Origin of the sequence: Vreelandella arcis (assembly GCF_900103865.1) — a bacterium.
GTDB lineage: Bacteria > Pseudomonadota > Gammaproteobacteria > Pseudomonadales > Halomonadaceae > Vreelandella > Vreelandella arcis.
In genome coordinates this window covers 63743-84598 of sequence record NZ_FNII01000004.1, presented here as the reverse complement: position 1 = coordinate 84598, position 20856 = coordinate 63743, and the positions used below count along the sequence as shown (strand labels likewise).

Genomic DNA, 20856 nt, shown 5'->3' with positions numbered 1-20856 from the left:
CTAACCAAACAGGGCAAAGCTCTCCGCGTTTAGCCACATGTGCACCAGGATACTGGCGATATAACCCAACAAGATCACCGGTGACCATTTCAAGTGACCCATAAAGGTATATGCGCCCCGGGCTTGGCCCATGACCGCCACGCCGGCGGCGGAACCAATCGATAGCAAGCTGCCACCGACCCCCGCCGTTAGCGTAATGAGCAACCAGTGGCCGTGCGACATATCAGGCTCCATCGTTAACACGGCAAACATGACCGGAATATTATCCACGACCGCTGAGATAACCCCTAGCGCGATGTTAGCCCAGGTTGCGTTCCAGCCGATATACAGCGCTTCCGAGAGCAGACCGAGATAGCCCATAAAGCCTAGTCCGCCCACGCACATGACGACGCCGTAGAAGAATAACAAGGTATCCCACTCGGCGCGTGCAACGCGGTTGAAAACATCGAACGGTACCACACTACCCAACTGTTCAAGCTTCTTATTATCGCCACGGCGGCTGTAGCGTTCGCGTTTGCGCTCCAGCGAACGCGGTAGGCTGCGGCGCAGGTAGTAACCAAAAAACTGCAGGTAGCCAAGACCGGTCATCATGCCGAGCACCGGTGGAAGATGCAGCAGTGTATGACACAAAACAGCGGTGGTAATGGTTAGCAAAAAGAGCACCACGATGCGGCGCGCACCACGCTTCATCCATACGTCTTCTTGAACACTTTCCGGCTTCTTGTTGGGAATAAAAAAGCTCATGATCACGGCTGGGATCAAGAAATTCACCAGTGACGGCAAGAACAGAATAAAGAAATCCTGGAATGGCACGATGCCTGCCTGCCAGACCATGAGGGTGGTAATATCGCCGAAGGGGCTAAAGGCACCGCCCGCGTTTGCAGCCACCACAATGTTAATACACGCCATGTTGATAAAGCGCTTATCACCCTCGGCGACTTTGGTCACCACTGCACACATTAGTAGTGCCGTGGTTAGGTTATCCGCAATAGGAGACAGCACAAATGCCAAACCGCCGGTTAGCCAAAATAACGAGCGGTAGTTGAAACCCATGCGCAGCATCCACGAGCGCAACGCATCGAACACCCGGCGCTCTTCCATGGCGTTGATATACGTCATGGCCACCAGCAAGAACAGCATCAGCTCGGTGAACTCCAGTAACGTCACGCGGAAGGCATGCTCTGATGCATCCGACATGCCGTTTTGGACATACACCCAGCCGATGAGGCTCCAAATGATACCGGCGGCGACGAGAACTGGCTTGGACTTGCGCATATGGATTTTTTCTTCGGCCATCACCAACGCATAGGCCAAAACAAAAATGCCTAGTGCAAAAAAGCCGACGACAGACTGGGTGAGGTCGAGCTCACCGGTGACGGCCAGCACGGCAGGACTGAAAACCAGTAGCAAGGCTGACAACAAAAAAAGCCAGCGACGATCGAATCGTGGCTGGCATGAGGGTCGAAAAAAAGGCATGACGATGCGTTTCCTTTCGTTAGGTTTATAGGATGGGATTAAAAACCGCGACATTCTACCAGTCTTTATTGCGACGCAATACGTAATAAAAGCGAATGAATGTAGCGGTTCTTAAGCACTACGGGTCTTTTTTTAGCAAATTAATCGTTTAGGTAATGGTAACTTAGTGAATCATCAGTTTTTCTTATCAAAATACGCTAAAGCTTAACGCCAAATAGCCAGCGTAACCGCCTAACAGTAGAGCGCCTTCGATACGCGATAAACGCATCCCCGTATACAGGAAAACCATCAATACGCTGGCGGCCCCGAGCATTATCCACTGATCGAAAGCACTCACTCGGTCAGCAATGGGCAGCGGTTGTAAAAATGCCGACACTCCCAGAATGCCGAGAAGGTTGAAGATATTACTGCCCAGAATATTTCCTACGGCGACATCGGCATGGCGACGCAGGGCGGCGATGACTGAAACGGCCATTTCCGGCAGTGAGGTACCTACCGCCACGATGGTTAAGCCGATGACCGCTTCTGAAATCCCCATGGCTTTGGCCAAGCCAATGGCGCCGTAAAGCAGGAGTTGGGAACCGCCAATCAGCAGGGCTAGGCCCAGAGCCAACGCGATGACAATGGTGAGGCCGGTTTTAGGCAGTGCGCTCACTTCATCTGCTTCGGAGGCGTGCATCTGTGCGGCTGGAATCGTTTGCTGACGTTCACTGAGGTAAGCCCAAATCAGATAACCGGCCAAGCAGGCGAGGAAAATAGCCGCATCAAGGCGTCCGAGAGCACCGCTATACGCTAAGCCAATAAACAGAACGCTGGCGCCTACCACCACTACACCGTCACGGCGAAGCGCCTGGGGTTGCACGGTCATCGGGCAGATAATGGCGCATAATCCAAAAATCAATAAAATATTGCCGATATTGCTGCCCACGATATTGCCTATCGCAATATCCGGCTGCTGGTTCATAGCCGCGTCTATCGATACCACTAACTCAGGGGCTGACGTGCCAAAACCCACAACGACTAACCCGGTTAAAAGTGGGGAAACGCCCGCACGTTGTGCCCCAGCCACAGCACCGCGTATTAAGGCCTCGCCGCCCAGGGTCAGAAAGCCGATTCCCGCCAATAAACTCAAGGCATACAGCATTTTATGTGTCCCTCATTGAGAGTCGCGAGCAGAAGTGCTCTAAGATTAGTTGGATTGGTGACGGCTGGAAACCACTTTATAACGCGTCTTTTATCCGCGTAGCGGAAACGTTGGGTACAAACGCAAAAGCCCCGGTAATTCATTGCATACAAAGCGCGGTTCAATCCACTGGTTGAGGTGCTCATCGACGTAGTGCAAGAAGCGCTGAGCCGACTGTGGTAGCCGCTGGTCGTTGCGCACGATAAATTGCCAGTGGCTCTCAATCGGGAGTCCTTCAATGGGCAGCACCGCAAGCTCTGGGTGCTCTTTGGGGAGCACGTGTTCAGATAATACGGCAACGCCCATCCTCGCCGCTACACCGACGCGAATTGCTTCGTTGCTTGCCATCTGTAGCGTCGTTTTCATGTTGAGCCCATGCTCCTGCAGCCAGCTTTCCAGCAGCATGCGTGTGGCGGAGCCCGGCTCGCGCAGTAACAGTCGCTCATTGAGCAGTTGTTCCATGGCAACCGACGATTGCTGGGCCATTGGGTGGCCAGCGGCCGCAATGGCGACCAGCGGGTTACGCATGAAGCGCGCTGCCACCGCATGGGAGAGCGCCGGCGGGTGGCTGAACACATAAAGATCGTCCTCATGGCGTTCGAAGCGGGCCAGTACCTGACGGCGGTTGCCAATATGCACGGTTACATCGACTTCGGGAAACGCCTGGCTAAATGGGCCAAGCAAGCGTGGCAATACGTACTGGGCGGTATTCACTAGGGCAATGCTGAAACGCCCCTTGCTGCCTTGGTGAAGCGCGCCGAGCTGGTCGGCAAAGTCATCAAAGCGGCCCAGTACATCGCGGCTGGCGTGATACAACGCTTGCCCGGTGGCGGTCATGGTTAATCCTTGAGCATGGTGCTCCAGCAGCGGGCCCCCGACCGCCTCGCTCAGCCGTTTGAGCTGCTGAGATACCGTTGGCTGGGTAAGGTGTAACTGACGTGCGGCCTCGCTCACCGAGCCGCAGCGCACCACGGTGACGTAAACCTGGAGCAGTCGGAAGGTCAGCTGACGAATGTTCATGGAAGGGCTCGTTTGTCGCTTAAGTGAATCAGCATTCTCGATAGTATAGATAATTATCTATGAATTTTTTTAAATATTTGATTAGTTAACTTGCTACCACCATCGCAAGATGCAGCCTCTTTTAATTAATGCTGAGGAGCTAACGCGATGCCGGATATTGTGGTGATGTTTTTTCTGCTGGGGCTTGTCGCCGGGGCGGTAAAGTCGGATCTGGAAGTGCCCAAGGCCACCTACGACACCCTGAGCCTGCTGTTGATGCTGACCATCGGCTTAAAGGGTGGCATGGCACTTCACGGCAACCTGCATTGGGGGTTGGTGCCCGAACTGTTAGGCGTAGCACTGCTCTCGGCACTGATACCGCTCATGCTGATGCCTGTTTTGCGGCGCCTCGTGCGCCTTTCTGCCGCCGACAGTGCCAGCATTGCCGCCCATTACGGCTCGGTTAGCGCAGGCACCTTTGCGGTGGCGCTTGCCTACGTGGAGGCCCGTGATCTGCTGGTCGGCAGTGAAGTCACGCTTTACCTGGTGGCAATGGAGCTGCCCGCGATCATGGTGGCTATCGCGCTGTTCAGGCGCTATCAGGGCGCTGCGGTCAAGGAAAGCACGCGCAAGCTTTGGCATGAAACCCTGACCAATCGCGGCGTCATTCTGCTGGCGGGCGGGGTGTTGATCGGTGCGCTCTACGGGCCTTTCCAGGGCGAGGAAGTCACCACCCTGTTTACCGGTGCGTTCAAAGGCGTGCTGGCGATGTTCCTGTTGGAAATGGGTCTGACTGCCGCGCAAACGCTTAGGCCGATGCCCTGGCACCATTGGCGCTTGGTCACCTTTGCGCTGGTGGCGCCGCCGTTGCTGTCGCTGCTTGGCATGCTGTTGGGCGTGGCATTGGGACTGCCGATCGGGTCGGTGGTGATGCTGGCCGCGCTGGCCGCCAGTGCCTCCTATATTGCCGCGCCTGCGGCGATGCGTGCCGCCATTCCTGAGGCCAATATCGGCCTGGCCATGTTGGCATCGCTGGGTATCACTTTCCCGCTCAACGTGATGCTGGGCATACCTGTTTATCATGCCATTGTGGAGCGACTGCTTGGATAGAGGGTCGACTTACCCGCGCTCAGGTCATGTCCTGCTCTAGAATGGGTTTGATAAATGGAATGTTATATTGTATCTTTTTGTGCCATAGAATGGTCTGTAAACAGCAAAAGGAGCAATTGAAAATGATGGCATTATCACCCAAACGCATGAGCGTGCTTGTACTGAGCGCTTTGATATTGACTAGCTTACAAGGCGTTAGCGCCAACGATCATGAGCATGATCACGACCATGCTCATCACGACCACGACCACGACCACGACCACGACCACGGTCATGACCATGGCGAAGACCATGACAACGATATCTATGCCGGTTATTTTGATGATGCTCAGGTTGAGGATCGCGCCCTCACCGATTGGGAAGGCGATTGGCAATCGGTTTATCCATACCTGGAAGATGGCACGCTTGACGAGGTTTTTGCGCATAAAGCAGCGAATGGCGACAAAACGGCCGAAGAGTACAAAGCGTATTACGATACGGGGTATCAAACGGATGTAGAGCGTATCGTCATTGACGGCAACAACGTCACCTTCTTTGAGAACGGCGAGGAGATGTCGGGAGACTACCAATACGATGGTTATGAAATTTTAACCTACCAGGCGGGCAACCGTGGTGTGCGGTTCATCTACGAGCTTGAAGACGCAGCTGATGACGAACTTCCCCAATACATCCAATTTAGTGATCACAGCATTTATCCTACCGATGCGCACCACTTCCATCTCTACTGGGGGGATGACCGTGAAGCGCTGCTAGAAGAGGTTACCAATTGGCCGACGTACTACCCCTCGGCGTTGGACGGCGAAGAGATCGTCGAAGAAATGATCGCCCACTAAACCGTTACGGGCGAAGCGAAAACGCCTTTTAGTGTGTTCGAGTGACGACAAAGCGCTGGCTGAGAGGCCAGCGCTTTGCTGTTTAGGCCAATCCGTACGCCAGCGCATGACTGCCTGACAGGTTGCCGCGTACCACGTTCCTCCCCACTGGCCGAAACCTGGTGTATTCTGCTCTTCATTATGCAACTAACGCCTCCCGACACCGCACCTGAACGCATTGGCTTTTTGCTACTGCCGCGTTTTGCCATGGTGGCCTTCTTCTCAGCCATCGAACCGCTGCGTATCGCCAACCGCATCGGCGGTAAGACGCTGTTCGAGTGGGACCTGATCAGCCGCGACGGCGAGCCGGTGGTGGCCTCCAATGGCATGACCCTGGCTGCCAGTTGCTCATTGCAACAGGCACCCTGGGTGCCCAGCTTGGCAGTATGCGCTAGCTTCGAGCCGCAAAGCAGCATCGATGACGAACTGATCGGCTGGTTGCAAGCCCGTGCCGCCGATGATTGCGTGCTCGGCGGTATGGACACCGGCTGCTATGCACTGGCGGCCGCTGGGCTGCTCGATGACCAGACGGTGACCCTGCACTGGGAGTGCCTACCCGATTTTCGTGCTCGCTTTCCCAGAGTCGATGCCGTGGAGTCGGTCTACGAGATTACCGCCGAGGGCTTTTCCTGCGCGGGTGGCAGCGCTGCCATCGACATGAGCCTCGACCTGATTCGGCGCCGCCACGGCGACGATCTGGCCGCTCAGGTGCGCGATCAGTTGGTTCATGAGCAGGGCCGCTTACCGGCCAGCCGCCAGCGCGACCCGGTGGTTCCCCAAGAGCCGTTGCTGCAACGTGCCATCGCCTTGATGGAGGCTAACCTGGAATGGCCGTTAGGCATCCGTGAGCTGGCCGACGAGCTGGGTATCTCTTGGCGTCGCCTGGATCGTCTCTTCGCCCGCCATCTCAACACCTCTCCCCAGCAGACCTACTTGGCTCGACGCCTGGATCATGCCCACTGGCTGCTGCGTAAGACGCCGCACAGCGTTATGCAGATCGCCCTGGCCTGTGGCTTTGCCTCCGCTTCCAGCTTTTCTCGCGCTTTCCGGCGCCGCCACGGCCTCACGCCGAGCCAGTTGCGCCTGCAAGCACTGTCGAATTATGCATAGTCGGCGTCGAATCCAGCCGCGAGTCGCGACCGCGACACTGGCACTCTAGGCAGTATTGCCAACGCCTAGGAGGCCAAGATGACCACCGAGCTTTCCCCAGCTACCGAACTTCCCCCAACTCCCGACTACGACGCCTGGCCTATCGAGGCTGATATCGAAACAGCTGACGTTACGCCGCGCTTGGTGACGGTACGCTGGAGCGACGGCCGTGTGAGCCGTTACCACAGCATTTGGCTGCGTGAGAATGCCGGCGACGAGACCACGGTGAACCCGGCGACCCGCGAGCGTATTCTTGATCTTTCCCGCTTGCCTGGTTGGCCGGAGATCGCCGCGGCCGAGATAGATGACGCTGGCGCGCTGTGCTTGACCTTCACGCCGGAGGATATCCGCCTGCGTTTTCACCCTGGTTGGCTACGTGCCCACGACTACGATAACGCCGAGGATCCTGAGGCGCCGCTGGTGCCCGTCACGCTCTGGAACGGTGGCCCCGACGCTGCCCTGGACAGTCTCGACGCCTCCGGCCTGCTCGACAGCGAAAAGGGTAGCGCCGCCGAGGAGGCGATCCTCGCCCCGGCGCTGGAAAGCGTGCTGGGTAAAGGGTTGGTGCGTCTGCGTAACCTGCCCACGCAATCTGGCTCGCTGGAGACCATCGCCCGGCGCATTGGCCCGATCCGGCCCACCAACTTCGGTCTGTTGTTCGATGTTAAGGCGAAGCCAAACCCGGACTCCAACGCCTATACCTCCATCGCCCTGCCGCCGCACACCGACCTGCCAACCCGCGAGTACCACCCGGGGCTGCAGATGCTGCATTGCCTGGAGAATAGCGTGGAAGGCGGCGAGGCTGTGATGCTCGATGGCTTTGCCGTGGCCGAGGCGCTGCGTGAGCGCGATCCCGAGGCTTTCGACACCTTGACCCGGGTGCACTGGTGCTACGCCAACACCGCCAAAACCACCGATTACGTCTGGTATTCGCCGATGATTCGGCTTGACGACCGGGGTGCGTTGCTCGAAGTGCGCATTGCCGACTTCCTGCGCGGCCCGCTTCAAGCCCCTTTCGAGGACGTGGAGCAGGCCTATGCAGCGCTGATGACGCTACAGCAGATGCTGCGCGAGCCGGGCTTTGCCATCCGTTTCACCTATGCGCCAGGCGATTTGGTGATCTTCGACAACCGCCGTCTATTGCACGCCCGGGATGCTTTCGAGGGCACCAGCGGCCACCGCTGGCTGCAGGGCTGCTATATGGAGCGCGACGAAATTCGCTCGCGCTACCGCATGGTTCAGCGCGCTGGGCGAGTAATGCGCGTGGGTGCTAGGTAGCGTCCGTTTGTGGAAGCGGGCATGGCATCTTGTCCTGTTTAGCGAATGGGCAGCCAGCGGCGTTGAGTCGGTTGCATACCGGGGAAGTTAAGCTCCACAAAGCGTAGCACCAGGGTCAGTACCACCGTGGTCGCCAGGTAGATGCCCGCGATCAATAGCAACGGCTCGTAGACCAGAAACGTCTCGTCGCGAATAATATTGGCGGCCTGAAGCAGATCCATCAGGGCAATGGTGGAGACCAGCGGGATCGATTTGAGCAGCAGGATCATCTCGCCAGTAAGCGTGGGCAGGCAGAGCTGGATGGCACGGGGTAGCCACAGCCGGGTGAGCACCTGGAAACCGGAAAGACCGAAGGCGCGGCCCGCCTCCAGCTCGCCCCGTGGCACGCTTTGCATGGCGCCGCGGATCACTTCGCCGGAGTAGGCGCCTACGCTTAAGATGAAGGTCAGGGCGGCGAAGAAGAAAGGGTCGCGCAGCAGTGGCCACATGAACGTTTCTTGGATGCCCGGCACGCCTTCCATCAGGTGCCCCACGCCGTAGTAAAAGAAGAACAGCTGCACCAGCAACGGGGTGCCACGCATCACGGTGGTAAAAGCCCAGACCAGCCATGCCAGGGGCCGCGGCCCGCGCAGTCTGGCTAGCGCCACTAACACGGCGAGGAGCAGGCCGCCGACCGCAGAGACTAATAGCAGCCACAGCGTATTGACGAAGCCCTCCCACAGGTAGCCCAGGTAGAAAGGATCGCTCAGCCAGGAAAAATCCATGTCAGGCCTCCGTGGGTTGGCCGCGGCGTACGTAACGCTCGAGGCGGGCGAAGAGTGCCGTGGAGCTTAGAGTCATCAGCAGGTAGATGACGCCGGCGGCGGCATAGAAAAGGAAATAGGCGCGGCTACTGGCAGCGGCCTGTTGGATCGTGAAGAACAGTTCGTTGAAGCCGATCACACTGATTAGCGCGGTGTCCTTGATCAGAATCAGCCACAGGTTGGACATGCCCGGTAGGGCGTTGGGTAGCATTCCTGGCAGCACGATGCGGTGGAAACGATCCCAGCGCGAGAAGCCAAAGGCGTCAGCAGCCTCCAACTGGCCGCTAGGTATGGCCAGGATGGCACCGCGGAACACCTCGGTCATATAAGCACCCTGAACAAACGCCAGCACGCCAACCGCGGTGGCGAAGCCGGTTATCTGAACCGCGCCGGCCATGCCCAGATAAGCCAGCAGGGCATCCAGCGCCTGGGCACCGGCATAGTAGAGCAAGAGAATCAGCAGCAGTTCGGGTACCGCCCGAATCAACGTGGAGTAGGCAGTGGCCAGACCGCGCAAAGGCGCCCAGGGGCTGAGTTTGGCACCGGCTCCCAACAGCCCTAGCAGCAGGCCGATGGCGTAAGCCAGCACGGCGATCTGCACCGTGGTCAGCGCCCCACTCAGGATGGGGCCCGCCCAGTCGATGAGCCCCTCTGGTGTCATCGAAGTCATGGTTGTTTCTTTCCTTGGTCACGGAACAGTTAGTCGCAGAAAAGAACCCCCAACGCCAGCGGCGCGGGGGTAGAGAACAGCAGCGAACGGGGTTCAGTCGTAGACGCAGACGTCGGTGCTCAGGTACTGCTCGGAGAGGCTGGCGCAGGTGCCATCTTCGATCACCGTGGTGATGGCGGCGTTAAGGGCTTCGCGCAGTTCGTCATCCTCCTGGCGCAGGCCGATACCGATACCCTCGCCGTAGGCTTCGTGGAGGGGCGCGGTGGCCTTGATCTCAAAGGCTTCCGCCTCGTCTCGATCAAGGAACTGCACCATAGCGATCTCGTCGGCGAGGATCACGTCCAAGCGGCCTGATAGCAGATCATTATTGACTTGCTCGGCCTGGTCGTAGAGGCGGATATCCACACCGCTGTCGCGTAGCGCGCGGCGGGCGTAGGTGGCGTTGGTAGTGGCCGACTGTACGCCCATCACTAGGCCATCAAGGCCGTCGGGGATATCAAGCGCTTGGTCGCTGGCGGCGACATAGGCGCCCGGCGTGAAGTAGTAGGGGCGAGTGAAGTCGATGACCCGCTTGCGCTTCTCGGTGATCGACATGGAGTTCATTATCATATCGATGCGCCCGGCATTGAGTGAGGGAATGATACCGCTCCAGCCGGTGGGCGCGATCTCGCACTCGCGACCCATGGCGTCGCAGAAGGCATGAGCCAGCTCCACCTCGAAACCGGTCCAGTCACCGCTGGCGGCCTTGTAGGTGAAGGGTGGATAGGGCTCGCCGGAGATGCCCACCTTGAGGGGCTCGGCGGCCTGGGCGGTATGGCCGAGGGTGAGCGCTGTCACGGCGGTAGCCATCATCATCGGGAATTTCATGGACTTCTCCTGTCATTATGGTGTGTGGAGCTATCAGGCCGCGGGCGCCATAAATTGGCGGCAGCGGGGATCCGCGAAGACTTCTTCCGGGGTGCCCGAGCAGGCAATATTCCCCTGATCGAGATAGACCAACTGGTCGGAGACCTCTCGGGCGAAATGCATTTCGTGGGTGACTAGCAGCATGGTGCGGCCCTCGTCGGCGAGGCCTCGGATCACCCCAAGTACCTCGTTGACTCGCTCTGGATCCAGCGCCGAAGTGGGCTCATCGAAGAGCAGTAGACGCGGCTCCATCGCCAGGGCTCGGGCAATGGCTACCCGCTGCTGTTGGCCGCCGGAGAGGAAGGCGGGGTAGGCGTCGCGCCGGTCGGCCATACCCACCCGCTCCAGATAGTGCTCGCCCAGGGCGGTCGCTCGCTTGCGGGAGAGCTTCTTGACCCGCATGGGCGCTTCGATGACGTTGCCGAGCACCGTCAGGTGAGGCCACAGGTTGAATTGCTGGAAAACCATGGTGACTTTGGCGCGCAGCCGTTGCAGCTGGCGACGGTCGAGACCGATGATGTCGCCCTGGGGATTGCGGTCGAAACGAATCGCCTCATCCGCAATCGCCAGTTCGCCCTGGTCGGGTCGCTCCAGCAGGTTCATGCAACGCAGCAGGGTGCTCTTGCCCGAGCCGCTGGCGCCGATGATGGAGGTGACGGTGCCTTCGGGTACGTCGAGAGAAACGCCTTTGAGGACCTCTAAATCACCAAAATGTTTGATCAATTGGTTGGCCACCACCGCTGGCGCGGTGGAGGAGCGGGGACGAAAAGCGTGTTGAAGTGATGATGTCATAGGCAATCGGCCTCCGAAGCCGGGGTCGGTGACAAGGCATGCGGAGCGCCCTCCCCCTCCCCGGCGCTGCAGCCGGGGAGTCGTGAATAGTGCATAGGGTGCCTCGCTTCAGAAATGCTGGGGCCGATGTAACGTCGGCCTGTGGCGCCACCTCAATCCAGGCTAACGCGCACCGCCGCTAGACCCGGCTCGCCGTCGTGGGTGGTCACGCCTTCCAGGAAGCTCGCTACGCGCTCAGGGTTATTTTCAAGCCATTCGCGGGCAACGACTTCAAGCTCGCGTTCTTCCAAACTGAAGGCACTGATGAACTCACTCTGCTCGTCGGCGGAGAAGCGGAACTGATCGAGTAGCCGTGTCAGATTGGGGTTCGCCTCGGCGTAACGCTTGGCGACAATGGTCTTGACGTCACTGCGGCCATTGTTGTCGCCGTAGACGCCTGCCGGATCATCCAGGATCTGCACGTCGTATTCCGGCACCATCCAGTGGGGTGTCCAGCCATAAAAGAGAATCCAGCGACCCTCGTCTACGGCGGCGGCCACCTCGCTGAGCATACCTGGCGTGGAAGAGGGCATGCCTTCCCAGTCACCCAGGCCATAGGTATTCGCCTCGATGGCACCCTCAAGCATATCGGTAACAGTCGAGCCGCTCTCGATGCTGTAGATGCGATGGTCGAAGCGCTCGGCAATCTCGGCATCGGCGAGTTGTTCGGCGCTGGTCAGGCCGGCCTCGGCCACATAACCTGGCACCGCGAAGCCCATGCGAGCACCGTCGACGTTGTTGCCCAGGTCGACGATGGCGCCAGCCTCCATGGCTGCGTCATAGCTTTCCTGCTGGGCAGGTAGCCAGCCGGCCAGGAAGGCATCGCTTTCGTCGTTCTGCAGGGTGCTGTAGCCCACGGTGGAGCTAAGTTCCTGCCGGGCGGCGGTATAGCCCAGCGGCTCAATGAGCTGGGCGAGAATCTCGCTCTTGACGGTGACGCCCGGCCAGGGGGGAACCACTAAGCGCAGTTCGTCGTTGGCGTCCTGGGCCGCCTGGGCGGTGAACGGCAGCAGGCTGGCGAGAGCGACGGTAGCTAGTAGCGCAGTTTTACGCCTATTAGGTCTATGCATGTCAGGGTCCTTAGTTTGTCGATTATCGATTTATTATTGATATTGCAAAGCGCTCATCCAGGCCGCAGCGTCCACTTTAATCAGTAGCGGTGGCTCTGCGTCGCCTGGGGCACCGGTCTGGCTCATCGCTGCGACGCTTCGGGAAGCGGCTCAGGCAGCCCGCCGTGGGGCGTGCGACTAAATACTCTCTCTACCATGGGAACGAAGTGCTCTAGAGGTAGGGTGTCGTAATCGGGGTCGAAGCTGGCCTGATCCCAGTGGTCGCAGAAGCGCACGGTGCGCTCATAGGCCGGGTGGTCACGATACTGCTCCCGAGCATGGGGATCCTGACCGAAAAAGTGCCGGTAGTGGTACCCCTGGAAGAGTTCGTGGTGGCGAATCATCCAGGCGTTTAGCGGATCGACGAAGGGCTCGAGGATGGCCGCCGCGATCTCAGCGTGGTTAGCCGGGGCCAGGTCGTCGCCGATGTCGTGGAGCAGCGCGCAGACCACCATCTCCTCGTCGGCGCCATCACGTAGTGCGCGGGTCGCGGTTTGTAGGCTGTGCTCGTAACGATCCACTGGATAGCCATGATGGTCGCCGGCTAAGTTGTTCAAGTGGGCGAGCACGCGGCGCGGGGCATCTTCGACATAGTCGCGGAAGCGGGCATCAATGAGCGCCCAGTCATCGCGCTGGGCCTCGCCGAAGTGGCGAAAGCGAGCTTGATTCATGCGGGTTCTCCTTGGGCCTGGGCAGTGGCGAGTCGCTGGTGCAGCACGCAGCGACGGCTGGCGGTAGTGTCGCGGTCGACATAGCCTTGGCGCATATGGCGCACTCCGCCAGCGAGATGGAAAGCACTGCGTCCGTGGAGTAGGCGATAGTTATCGATGATCAGCATCTGGCCTGGGTCGAGTTTGAGGTGCAGCGTCAGTTCCTCGCCAGTGATCAACTGATAGAAGGCTTTGCGGGCGGCATAGTAAGCCTCCAACTCTTCTGCGGGCAGTGCCGGGACGCGTTCGGTACGGTTGGAGTAGCGCACCCGAACGGGCTCGCCCCGGCTGTCCAGTTCGATCAGCGATCCCTCGCTTTCCAGATACGTATCGGCGTCGCAATAGCGAAAGCTGGGTGTCACCCGGGTAAGGCATGCATAGGCGTCTGGGTCACGCTCGCGTAGCAGTCGGGCTGCCATAAAACCGTCGGCTAAGGTGCTGTCGCCGCCCTCGGCGGCGTTGGCCAGACAGTGTAGCCAGATGTAGCCAGGGATGGGATCGCGGTAGGGATTGTCGGTATGTGGCTCCAGGCCGCGCTGGGTCATGGTCAGGTCGTAGGCGTTGGCCACCGATTTGACGTCGGCGATGCCGCCCCAGTTGGTGCGCCGCAGTGGGCCGATGCGATCGATCAGCGGCTGCATACCATCCAAGTCGGTGGGCACCCCGGAGACAATCACGAAGCCGTTGCGATGCAGCGATTCCAGCATCGCCAGCAGCGCTGAGTCGTCTTCAAGGGCTGTGGCGAAGTCGGCTTCAGGGTGGGGCGCTCCGGCAGCATCCCAGAGTCGCCGTGGCGATTCGCTGGCCTGCTCGTCAAACAGCGTCGCCAGTCCGAAGGTAGAGTGGTGCCCGTCACTGAAATGCAAGTTCAACTGCCCATCAGCGACCTTGGCAGTCTCGATGGCCAGATCCAGTGGTAGCTCAGCGGCCTCGATCAAGCGTTGGCCGGTATAGGGATCTCTGGTCTCATCATCGGGACTGCGTTCGCGTAGCCAGAGGGCGGTAAATTCGTGCCTCTGGCCCTGGTGGTCAAGAACCAGGCGTCGGCGATTGGCCTGGGTAATGACGTGTGTCATAGCAGCATCTCCACGGACTGTGATAAAGGGCTCGCTCCACCATAGCCCTCTACGGCACAGAAAACTTGATATAATTAGCCGTAAGGTTGACTATATTCGCCATGCACACTGACGCCGAGGCGGCGTGGCCCTATCCGCGCCCCGATTCCCCGCCACTGTTAACTCCCGAGCAGGCTGAGCACACCCTCAACGTGTGGCTGGTGCCGCGCTTCTCTATGCTGACTTTGTTCTGCTTGCTTGAGCCGCTGCGGGTAGCCAATCGCTTTGGTCGTGACCTTTTTGCCTGGCGCTTGCTCTCGACGGACGGGGAGGCGGTGCTGGCCAGCAACGGGGTGCGCATCGACGTAGACGGCTCATTGGAATCGTTGACGGATGCATCTCGGCTGATGGTGGTCTCTTCCTACGAGGCGGAGGCAACGGTGCGCCTCCAGGATCGCGCTGTGCTGCGACGCATCGCTGCCCACGGTGGCTGGTTAGGCGGTTTGGACACCGCTCCCTTTATCCTGGCCCGGGCGGGGGTGCTGACGGGGCACCGCGTGGCACTGCATTGGGAAAGCGTGCCGGCCTTTCGTCTTGAGTTTCCGGAGCTAGATATCAGCCCAGCGAGTTATGAGTTCGATGCCTCGCGGCTGACCGGCTCTGGTGGTGCGGCGAGTATCGATATGATGCTGGCGTGGATTGAGGATGCTTACGGCCCTGCCTTGGCCGACGCCGTGGGGCGGCAGTTGATCCATAAAAGGCCGGGCAGTGATGAGGGGGCGCCAAAACGGCGCTATGGAGAGCTGCCACGGCGTGTGGTGCGGGTGCTAGCCGTCATGGAGGCTAATCTGTCTCTGGCACTGCCGATACCGGAGGTGTGTCGGCTGGCAGGCCAATCACAGCGCCAACTGACACGGCTTTTCCAGCGCCACTTTGGGGAGACGCCCCAGCAATGTTATCTGGGAATGCGCCTGGATCGAGCGCGCCAGTTGTTGACGGATAGCCGCTGCCAGGTAACCGAGACGGCCCTGGCCACCGGCTTTACCCAGCCGGCACACTTCACCCGTGCCTACCGGCGTCGCTTCGGCGAAGCGCCCAGTGTCACCGCCCAGCGCCATCGAAGAGCAGGGCAGCGGTGAAAGGGGGCGTGTCGTTAGGTTCTCGGGTGCAATAGTCGAGGTATGTATCAATTGATGCTTCATCGGCGGACATAGCCCTGCCTAAATCAGCCTTTTGCAAACCACAGACACAAAAAAAGCACCCGTAGGTGCTTGATTTGTATAGTAAAGTGGTGGAGGCGGCGGGAATTGAACCCGCGTCCGCCAGCACTCACCCATTGGCTCTACATGCTTAGATTTCGTCTTTTGCTTTAGCGCGACTGACTCCGACGATCAGGATTCAGTCACGCGAGTCTTCTAAAGTTTAGCGATTGACGAGAAGACACCGCCAACCGCGATCCTATCATTTTTAGCTCGTATCCCCTCAGCGATGAATAGGCACATCGCCTTGGGGCCGGACAAGAAGCTACCAGCTTACGCTGCTAGCGCGCCCTGAGCATAGTTTTCGTCGTTTGCGACTATTTTTCGTGATGTGGTATTTACGAGATACATCACGCTCTCGGCATGCACCGCAGGGCTTGTCACCGGCGTCGAAACCATGTCGCCCCCTTAGCTACGTAAGCATTCTAACGTGCCTACTTATAATTGACCAGCTATGCCTTGTTATGTTCCCGCATGATTCGCCCTTTTTGACGATTCCAATCGCGATCTTTTTCAGTGGCGCGTTTGTCGTGAATTTTCTTACCGGTGACCAGGGCCAGTTCGCATTTGACCTTGTTGCGCTTCCAGTAAAGTTTTAGCGGCACACAGGTGTGGCCCTTGTCTTGGGTTATCGAGAAGATCTTGGCGATCTCTTTGCGATGTAGCAGCAACTTTCGCGTACGCGTAGGGTCAGCGATTTCATGGGTGCTCGCGGTGTTCAGCGGCATGATATGGCTGCCCAGCAGCCACGCTTCACCATTACGAACCAGGATGTACGTGTCCGTTAGCTGTCCTTTGCCTGCGCGAAGGCTTTTGACTTCCCATCCTGCCAGCGATAGACCTGCTTCGAAGGTTTCGTTGATATGATACTCGAAGCGTGCCTTCTTATTTTGGGCAATAACGCTGCTGGTAGGGCCTTTGCTCTTACCTTTTTTCGTGGCCATGAAACCTCATATTCGATCTGTCTGTGACACCCCCTTCGTTATGTGGGGAGGCATGATACCATTCAAGGTCTTAACTATGATTCCCATGATACGCCTTGGGCACTGTGAAGTCAGCGGAGAGGTCAATGCCAACCGTCAATCGTTCCGCCTTGGTGCGGCACACCCCCAAACAAATGTTCGATCTGGTTAACGACTTTGAACGTTATCCAGAGTTTTTGCCGGGTTGCCGGCGTGCACGTTTGCTAGAGTATGACGACGATCACTTAATCGGCGAAATGACGCTGGGGCGCGCGGGGGTAGAGCAATCGGTCACAACGCGCAATGATCTCTTTGCCCCCGAGCGAATTGAGATATCGTTTGTTAGCGGTCCTTTTAAGCGATTAACCGGGCGCTGGCAATTCATCCCGATGGGCGATGGCGCTTGCAAGGTGAGCTTGAACATGGAGTTCGAGTTTGCCAATCGGTTGTTGGGCATGGCCTTCGGCCGGTTATTTCAGCAGGTTGCCGGCCAGCTTGTTGATGCCTTCACCCGGCGCGCCGATCAACTTTATGGCCGCTGACCTATGCGCCATTGAGGTGGCGTTTGGGCTACCTCACAAGCAACGCTTGGTGGCGCTTGAGGTGCCGTCAGGGACAACCGCTCGCGAAGCCGTTGCGTTGGCAGATTTGCCCCACCTATTCCCCGAGTTGCCCCGCGAGACCTTTGACAACGCCCCGTTAGGTATTTTCGGCCAGGCAATTCGCGACCCGGCGCGACATGTCGTCGCGCCGGGTGATCGGGTTGAGGTCTACCGCCCCTTGCTGATAGACCCTAAAGTCGCCCGCCGCGAGCGTGCAAAGCGCCAGGCAGGCAGTGCTGATTAGGCTTACGTGCCCGGGGTTGTCATGGTCGCAGGGCTGGGCGTGGGGTTTTGTGTCCGCTCGTTAGGAATGGTATCGCCAGGTTCTGCGGTGTCCGTCGCAGGCCCTCTGCGGCCATCGGTGTCGAGAGGTAGATCGCCAGTTAAATCGCCTTCCCGGTCGATGTCGACTAGCCGATCTTGGTTGTCAAAGGTTAGCGTGACGCGCCGTTTTTCCACGTCGTCATAGGCTTTGTCGAGCCAAAACACGTAATCCCACTGGTTCTCATTAAACGGAGCTTCAAGCAGCGGGCGGCCCATCACGTAGGTAACCTGTTCTTGGGTCATCCCCGGTTGCAACTGGTCGACCATTTCGGCGGTGACCAAGTTACCTTGCGGAATATCGCGTTTGTACACGCCAACGTAACTACAGCCGCTGATAACGGCAATGGAGACGGAAAGCGTGATGATTCGAGTCAATTTTTGCATTTGAGCCTATTCTTCACTATCGTGGTTTCGGTCGATCATACCCGACCTAACCTGTTACTGCGAAGAGCAACCATGGCCGATAAGAACCATGAATTACGTAAAGCCGGGCTGAAAGTGACCCTGCCGCGCGTCAAAATCCTGCAGATTCTCGAAAATGCTTCGGGTCAGCACCACCTTAGCGCAGAAGAAGTGTATAAAACACTGATAGATGCGGGCGAAGATGTGGGGCTGGCAACTGTCTACCGTGTCCTGACTCAATTCGAGTCGGCGGGACTTGTGATTCGTCACAATTTCGACGGTGGTCATGCGGTATTTGAGATGACGCAAGAAGACCACCATGATCACATGGTGTGTTTAGAAAGCGGTGAAATCGTCGAATTTGTTGACGAAATCATTGAGCGACGCCAGCAAGAAATCGCTGAAGAGCACGGCTACGAATTAGTTGACCATGCCTTGGTGTTGTACGTGCGCCCTCGTGGGTCGGACGTGACGCGCCAAGACAGCGGGCCTACTAACAAAAAATAGGACACTTAGGTCTTTTGCCCTGAGGTTCTATGATTCGCCCTCAGGCTGCTTAGCTGAAAATGCTAGGCGGTCTGGGGGCGTTTTAGTTGCGCCAAACAATGCGGGGATCAGCCATCGTCAATGCGGCTGGCGTTGACTGGCATCGAGCATTTCACGGGCGTGGGCGAGGGTTTGGTCAGATAGCTTGACGCCGCCCAGCATACGGGCCAATTCGCTGACACGGCCTTGTTCGTCTAGCAGGGCCATATGGGTCAAGGTAGTATCGCGCTTGGCGTGTTTTTCGATATGTAAATGTTGATGGGCCTGGGCCGCCACTTGCGGCAGGTGGGTAACGGTCATGACTTGGCCGTTTTCGCCTAGCTTACGCAACAGCTGGCCGACAATTTCAGCGGTCGCGCCGGAAACCCCGACGTCCACCTCATCAAACACCAGGCTGGGTATGGTGGAGTGAGACGCGGCGACAACCTGGATAGCCAAGCTAATACGGGAGAGCTCGCCCCCGGAAGCCACCTTGGTCAGTGGCCTTGCAGGTTGGCCGGGGTTGGCGCTGATCAAAAAGTGAACGTGGTCGAGCCCCTCGGCGGTCGGTGTTTCGCGTGGCGTAACGTCTACCTCGAAACGGGCTTTTCCCATGGCCAGGAAAGTGAGCTGTTGCTGAACCTCTTTACCTAATCGAACGGCGGCTTTTTGGCGTGCTTCGCTTAGGCGCTTGGCATCGCGGCGGTATCGTTCACGGCAGTCGGCTACTTGGGCACTTAACGCTTCAATATCGTTATCGCTGTTGTCTAGCTCAGCCACTTCACGACTAAGGTCAGCGTGTAGCGCGCAAACGTCTTCCGGCGCTACATGGTGTTTGCGGGCAATGCGATGAACATCGGCTAAGCGCTCCTCCACCCATGCCAAACGTTCGGGATCAAGTTCGGTGGTGCTGGCGAGGCGATTGAGTTCGCTGGCGGCCTCTTCGACTTGAATGCGTGCGTCGCTAAGCATGCTGAGCGTATTGGCCAGGGTGCCTTTATCGCTCCCCGGTAGGGCGCTTAAATGCGTGCAAGCCTGGTTGAGCAGCGAGAGGGCGCCAATGTCATCGCCTGCACAGCAGTCAGCGGCAAACTGCGTTTCACGCAGCGTTTCGTCGGCGTGGGCTAAAGTGTGTTGTTCGTCTTCCAGCGTTTGCAGTTCGCCTTCCGCAAGGCCCAACTGATCGAGCTCTTCCACTTGATAGCGCAGCAGTTGCCGTTTGGCTTCTACCTCGCTGCCGGCCTCTTTGCGTTGTTTAAGGCGTCGATTGGCGCTGCGCCATTGGCGAAATGTGTCGGCGAGTTGCTGGGTGGTGTCGCGTAGCCCAGCGTAGTCGTCCAATAACGCCAGGTGGGTGTCTTCGCGCATGAGTGCCTGATGCGCGTGCTGGCCGTGAATTTGCACCAGCAGTTCGCCCAGCGACTTAAGGTCGCTGATCGTGGCTGGTTGCCCGTTGATCCAGGCTTTAGAGCGTCCGCTGGCCGTCACCACTCGCCGCAATAAACACTCGTCGCTGGGTAGCTCCCGGCTGGTAAGCCATTCGCTGGCGGCGGGCAGATGCTGAATGTCAAAACGCGCCGAAAGATCCGTGCGTTCGCAGCCGTGGCGCACGCTAGCCGCATCGGCACGCTCACCCAAGCAAAGGCCCAGCGCCCCCAGCAGAATCGATTTGCCCGCCCCGGTTTCCCCGGTAATGGCGGTCATGCCCTGGGCCAGGTCGAGCTCTAGATGCTCAACGATCGCGTAATCTCGAATAGCAAGCTGAGTCAGCATAAAGCCCTCCTGAGGCTTAATGGGGTGAGCGCAGCCAATGCGCCATAATATTGTTGTTTTATACAGTAGTCGAAAACGCGCTTCAATGCCCACTTGAGATGGCTTTTATGATCCCCATATACCGGACAGAGCCAATTTACATTGCTACTTAATATTGGGCGTTTAATCAGCCCCCCGAACGTTGCAGGAGCAAGGCATGGCAAAAGAACCGCAGACCCCACTGGACGATGAGCTGGCTCGCCAAGAGCAAGAGGCCGAAACACCGGAGCAAACGGCCGAGGATCGTTTGGCTGAAGGTGAGCTGGAAGGTTTGATCAATGACGAGGAAGCGGTCGTTGATCGTGTCGATGATGGCTCCGAGGCCGACGCCTTAGCGGCTCAGGTACAAGACCTTGAGCAGCGCTTGGCGGAAGCCAATGACCAGTCGCTACGAGCGGCCGCGGAAGCGCAGAACGTGCGTCGTCGCGCGGAGCATGAAGCCGAAAAGTCGCGCAAGTTTGCCTTGGAAAAGTTCGTTAAAGACTTGCTGCCGGTCGTCGACAGTCTGGAAAAAGCTCTTGAATCAATGCAGGAAGACGCCTCTGAGGTTCATCGCGAAGGTGTCTCCATGACGTTGAAAATGCAGCTCGACGTGCTGCATAAATTCGGCGTCGAAAGCATTGAGCCCCAGGGCGAGCCGTTCGACCCTCAAGTTCACGAAGCCATGGCGATGGTGCCGAATCCTGAGCTTGAGCCCAATACCGTCATGGAAGTGATGCAGAAAGGGTACTCGCTAAACGGACGCTTGGTGCGCCCCGCCATGGTGGTCGTTAGTCAAAAAGCGAGTGAGTCATAGCGCGATTAAGGCGAAAAAAAGCC

The 20856-nt window shown here is 58.2% G+C and carries 22 protein-coding genes and 1 other RNA gene; 9 read left to right on the top strand and 14 right to left on the bottom strand.

The features are described from left to right. The 3 genes from nhaD to BLR97_RS05595 all read right to left on the bottom strand — a co-directional run bounded on the left by nhaD (position 1) and on the right by BLR97_RS05595 (position 3679). Positions 1-1476 carry a sodium:proton antiporter NhaD gene (nhaD, locus tag BLR97_RS05605; protein ID WP_089703366.1) on the bottom strand — a complete coding sequence of 492 codons (1476 nt, stop codon included), beginning with the start codon at positions 1474-1476 and terminating at the stop codon, positions 1-3. A gap of 187 nt (positions 1477-1663) precedes the next feature. Beyond that, entirely contained in the window at positions 1664-2620 is a 957-nt protein-coding gene (locus BLR97_RS05600; RefSeq protein WP_089703363.1) for a calcium/sodium antiporter, read from the bottom strand. 90 nt (positions 2621-2710) lie between these two features. Continuing rightward, a complete protein-coding gene (locus BLR97_RS05595) occupies positions 2711-3679 on the bottom strand; it encodes a LysR family transcriptional regulator (RefSeq protein ID WP_089703360.1) in 969 nt (322 codons plus the stop codon). Positions 3680-3826: 147 nt separating this feature from the next. On the opposite strand from BLR97_RS05595, the gene BLR97_RS05590 reads away from it, so the two are divergent. The 4 genes from BLR97_RS05590 (at position 3827) to BLR97_RS05575 (ending at position 8067) form a co-directional block, all read left to right on the top strand. After that, positions 3827-4768 carry a sodium-dependent bicarbonate transport family permease gene (locus BLR97_RS05590; protein ID WP_089703358.1) on the top strand — a complete coding sequence of 314 codons (942 nt, stop codon included), beginning with the start codon at positions 3827-3829 and terminating at the stop codon, positions 4766-4768. Between the two features lie 122 nt (positions 4769-4890). Beyond that, positions 4891-5601: a metal-binding protein ZinT gene (locus tag BLR97_RS05585; RefSeq protein WP_089703353.1), complete on the top strand. Its 711-nt coding sequence runs from the start codon at positions 4891-4893 to the stop codon at positions 5599-5601. Between the two features lie 180 nt (positions 5602-5781). Beyond that, entirely contained in the window at positions 5782-6750 is a 969-nt protein-coding gene (locus tag BLR97_RS05580) for a GlxA family transcriptional regulator (RefSeq protein WP_089703350.1), read from the top strand. Between the two features lie 78 nt (positions 6751-6828). After that, positions 6829-8067, top strand: coding sequence for a TauD/TfdA family dioxygenase (locus BLR97_RS05575; protein WP_089703347.1), 1239 nt, complete (start codon positions 6829-6831; stop codon positions 8065-8067). Positions 8068-8105: 38 nt separating this feature from the next. Here BLR97_RS05575 and BLR97_RS05570 read toward each other — a convergent pair whose 3' ends face one another. From BLR97_RS05570 to tmpA, 7 genes are all read right to left on the bottom strand, one after another. Further along, the gene (locus BLR97_RS05570) at positions 8106-8831 is read right to left on the bottom strand and encodes an ABC transporter permease (protein ID WP_089703344.1); all 726 of its coding nucleotides are present in this window, start codon (positions 8829-8831) and stop codon (positions 8106-8108) included. A gap of 1 nt (position 8832) precedes the next feature. Beyond that, positions 8833-9540, bottom strand: a complete 708-nt coding sequence (locus BLR97_RS05565) for an ABC transporter permease (protein ID WP_089703341.1) — start codon at positions 9538-9540, stop codon at positions 8833-8835. Positions 9541-9633: 93 nt separating this feature from the next. Then, positions 9634-10407 (bottom strand): transporter substrate-binding domain-containing protein, encoded by a 774-nt coding sequence (locus BLR97_RS05560; RefSeq protein ID WP_170832985.1) that lies wholly within the window; start codon positions 10405-10407, stop codon positions 9634-9636. A gap of 33 nt (positions 10408-10440) precedes the next feature. Next, entirely contained in the window at positions 10441-11238 is a 798-nt protein-coding gene (locus BLR97_RS05555; RefSeq protein WP_089703337.1) for an ABC transporter ATP-binding protein, read from the bottom strand. Between the two features lie 152 nt (positions 11239-11390). Then, entirely contained in the window at positions 11391-12347 is a 957-nt protein-coding gene (locus BLR97_RS05550) for an ABC transporter substrate-binding protein (protein ID WP_089703334.1), read from the bottom strand. Positions 12348-12469: 122 nt separating this feature from the next. Continuing rightward, positions 12470-13057, bottom strand: coding sequence for an HD domain-containing protein (locus BLR97_RS05545; RefSeq protein ID WP_089703331.1), 588 nt, complete (start codon positions 13055-13057; stop codon positions 12470-12472). Continuing rightward, positions 13054-14172 (bottom strand): 2-trimethylaminoethylphosphonate dioxygenase, encoded by a 1119-nt coding sequence (gene tmpA / locus BLR97_RS05540; protein WP_089703329.1) that lies wholly within the window; start codon positions 14170-14172, stop codon positions 13054-13056. The genes BLR97_RS05545 and tmpA overlap by 4 nt, the downstream gene beginning before the upstream one ends. A 101-nt stretch (positions 14173-14273) precedes the next feature. Here tmpA and BLR97_RS05535 point away from each other — a divergent pair, with 101 nt between their 5' ends. Further along, the gene (locus tag BLR97_RS05535; protein ID WP_089703327.1) at positions 14274-15290 is read left to right on the top strand and encodes a GlxA family transcriptional regulator; all 1017 of its coding nucleotides are present in this window, start codon (positions 14274-14276) and stop codon (positions 15288-15290) included. 150 nt (positions 15291-15440) lie between these two features. On the opposite strand, the gene ssrA is transcribed toward BLR97_RS05535, so the two are convergent. Then, positions 15441-15818, bottom strand: a transfer-messenger RNA (tmRNA) gene (gene ssrA / locus BLR97_RS05530). Positions 15819-15862: 44 nt separating this feature from the next. After that, a complete protein-coding gene (gene smpB / locus BLR97_RS05525; RefSeq protein ID WP_089703325.1) occupies positions 15863-16354 on the bottom strand; it encodes an SsrA-binding protein SmpB in 492 nt (163 codons plus the stop codon). Between the two features lie 125 nt (positions 16355-16479). Between smpB and BLR97_RS05520 the strand changes: the two genes are divergently transcribed. Next, positions 16480-16914, top strand: a complete 435-nt coding sequence (locus BLR97_RS05520; RefSeq protein WP_089703323.1) for a type II toxin-antitoxin system RatA family toxin — start codon at positions 16480-16482, stop codon at positions 16912-16914. Next, positions 16904-17218 (top strand): RnfH family protein, encoded by a 315-nt coding sequence (locus BLR97_RS05515; RefSeq protein ID WP_089703321.1) that lies wholly within the window; start codon positions 16904-16906, stop codon positions 17216-17218. The genes BLR97_RS05520 and BLR97_RS05515 overlap by 11 nt, the downstream gene beginning before the upstream one ends. A gap of 2 nt (positions 17219-17220) precedes the next feature. On the opposite strand, the gene BLR97_RS05510 is transcribed toward BLR97_RS05515, so the two are convergent. Next, entirely contained in the window at positions 17221-17682 is a 462-nt protein-coding gene (locus BLR97_RS05510; protein WP_089703318.1) for an outer membrane protein assembly factor BamE, read from the bottom strand. Positions 17683-17754: 72 nt separating this feature from the next. On the opposite strand from BLR97_RS05510, the gene fur reads away from it, so the two are divergent. After that, positions 17755-18207, top strand: a complete 453-nt coding sequence (gene fur / locus BLR97_RS05505; RefSeq protein WP_089703316.1) for a ferric iron uptake transcriptional regulator — start codon at positions 17755-17757, stop codon at positions 18205-18207. 117 nt (positions 18208-18324) lie between these two features. Here fur and recN read toward each other — a convergent pair whose 3' ends face one another. Then, positions 18325-19998, bottom strand: coding sequence for a DNA repair protein RecN (gene recN, locus BLR97_RS05500; protein ID WP_089703314.1), 1674 nt, complete (start codon positions 19996-19998; stop codon positions 18325-18327). A 196-nt stretch (positions 19999-20194) separates the two neighbouring features. On the opposite strand from recN, the gene grpE reads away from it, so the two are divergent. Then, entirely contained in the window at positions 20195-20833 is a 639-nt protein-coding gene (gene grpE, locus BLR97_RS05495; protein ID WP_089703312.1) for a nucleotide exchange factor GrpE, read from the top strand. Positions 20834-20856 lie beyond the last annotated feature (23 nt).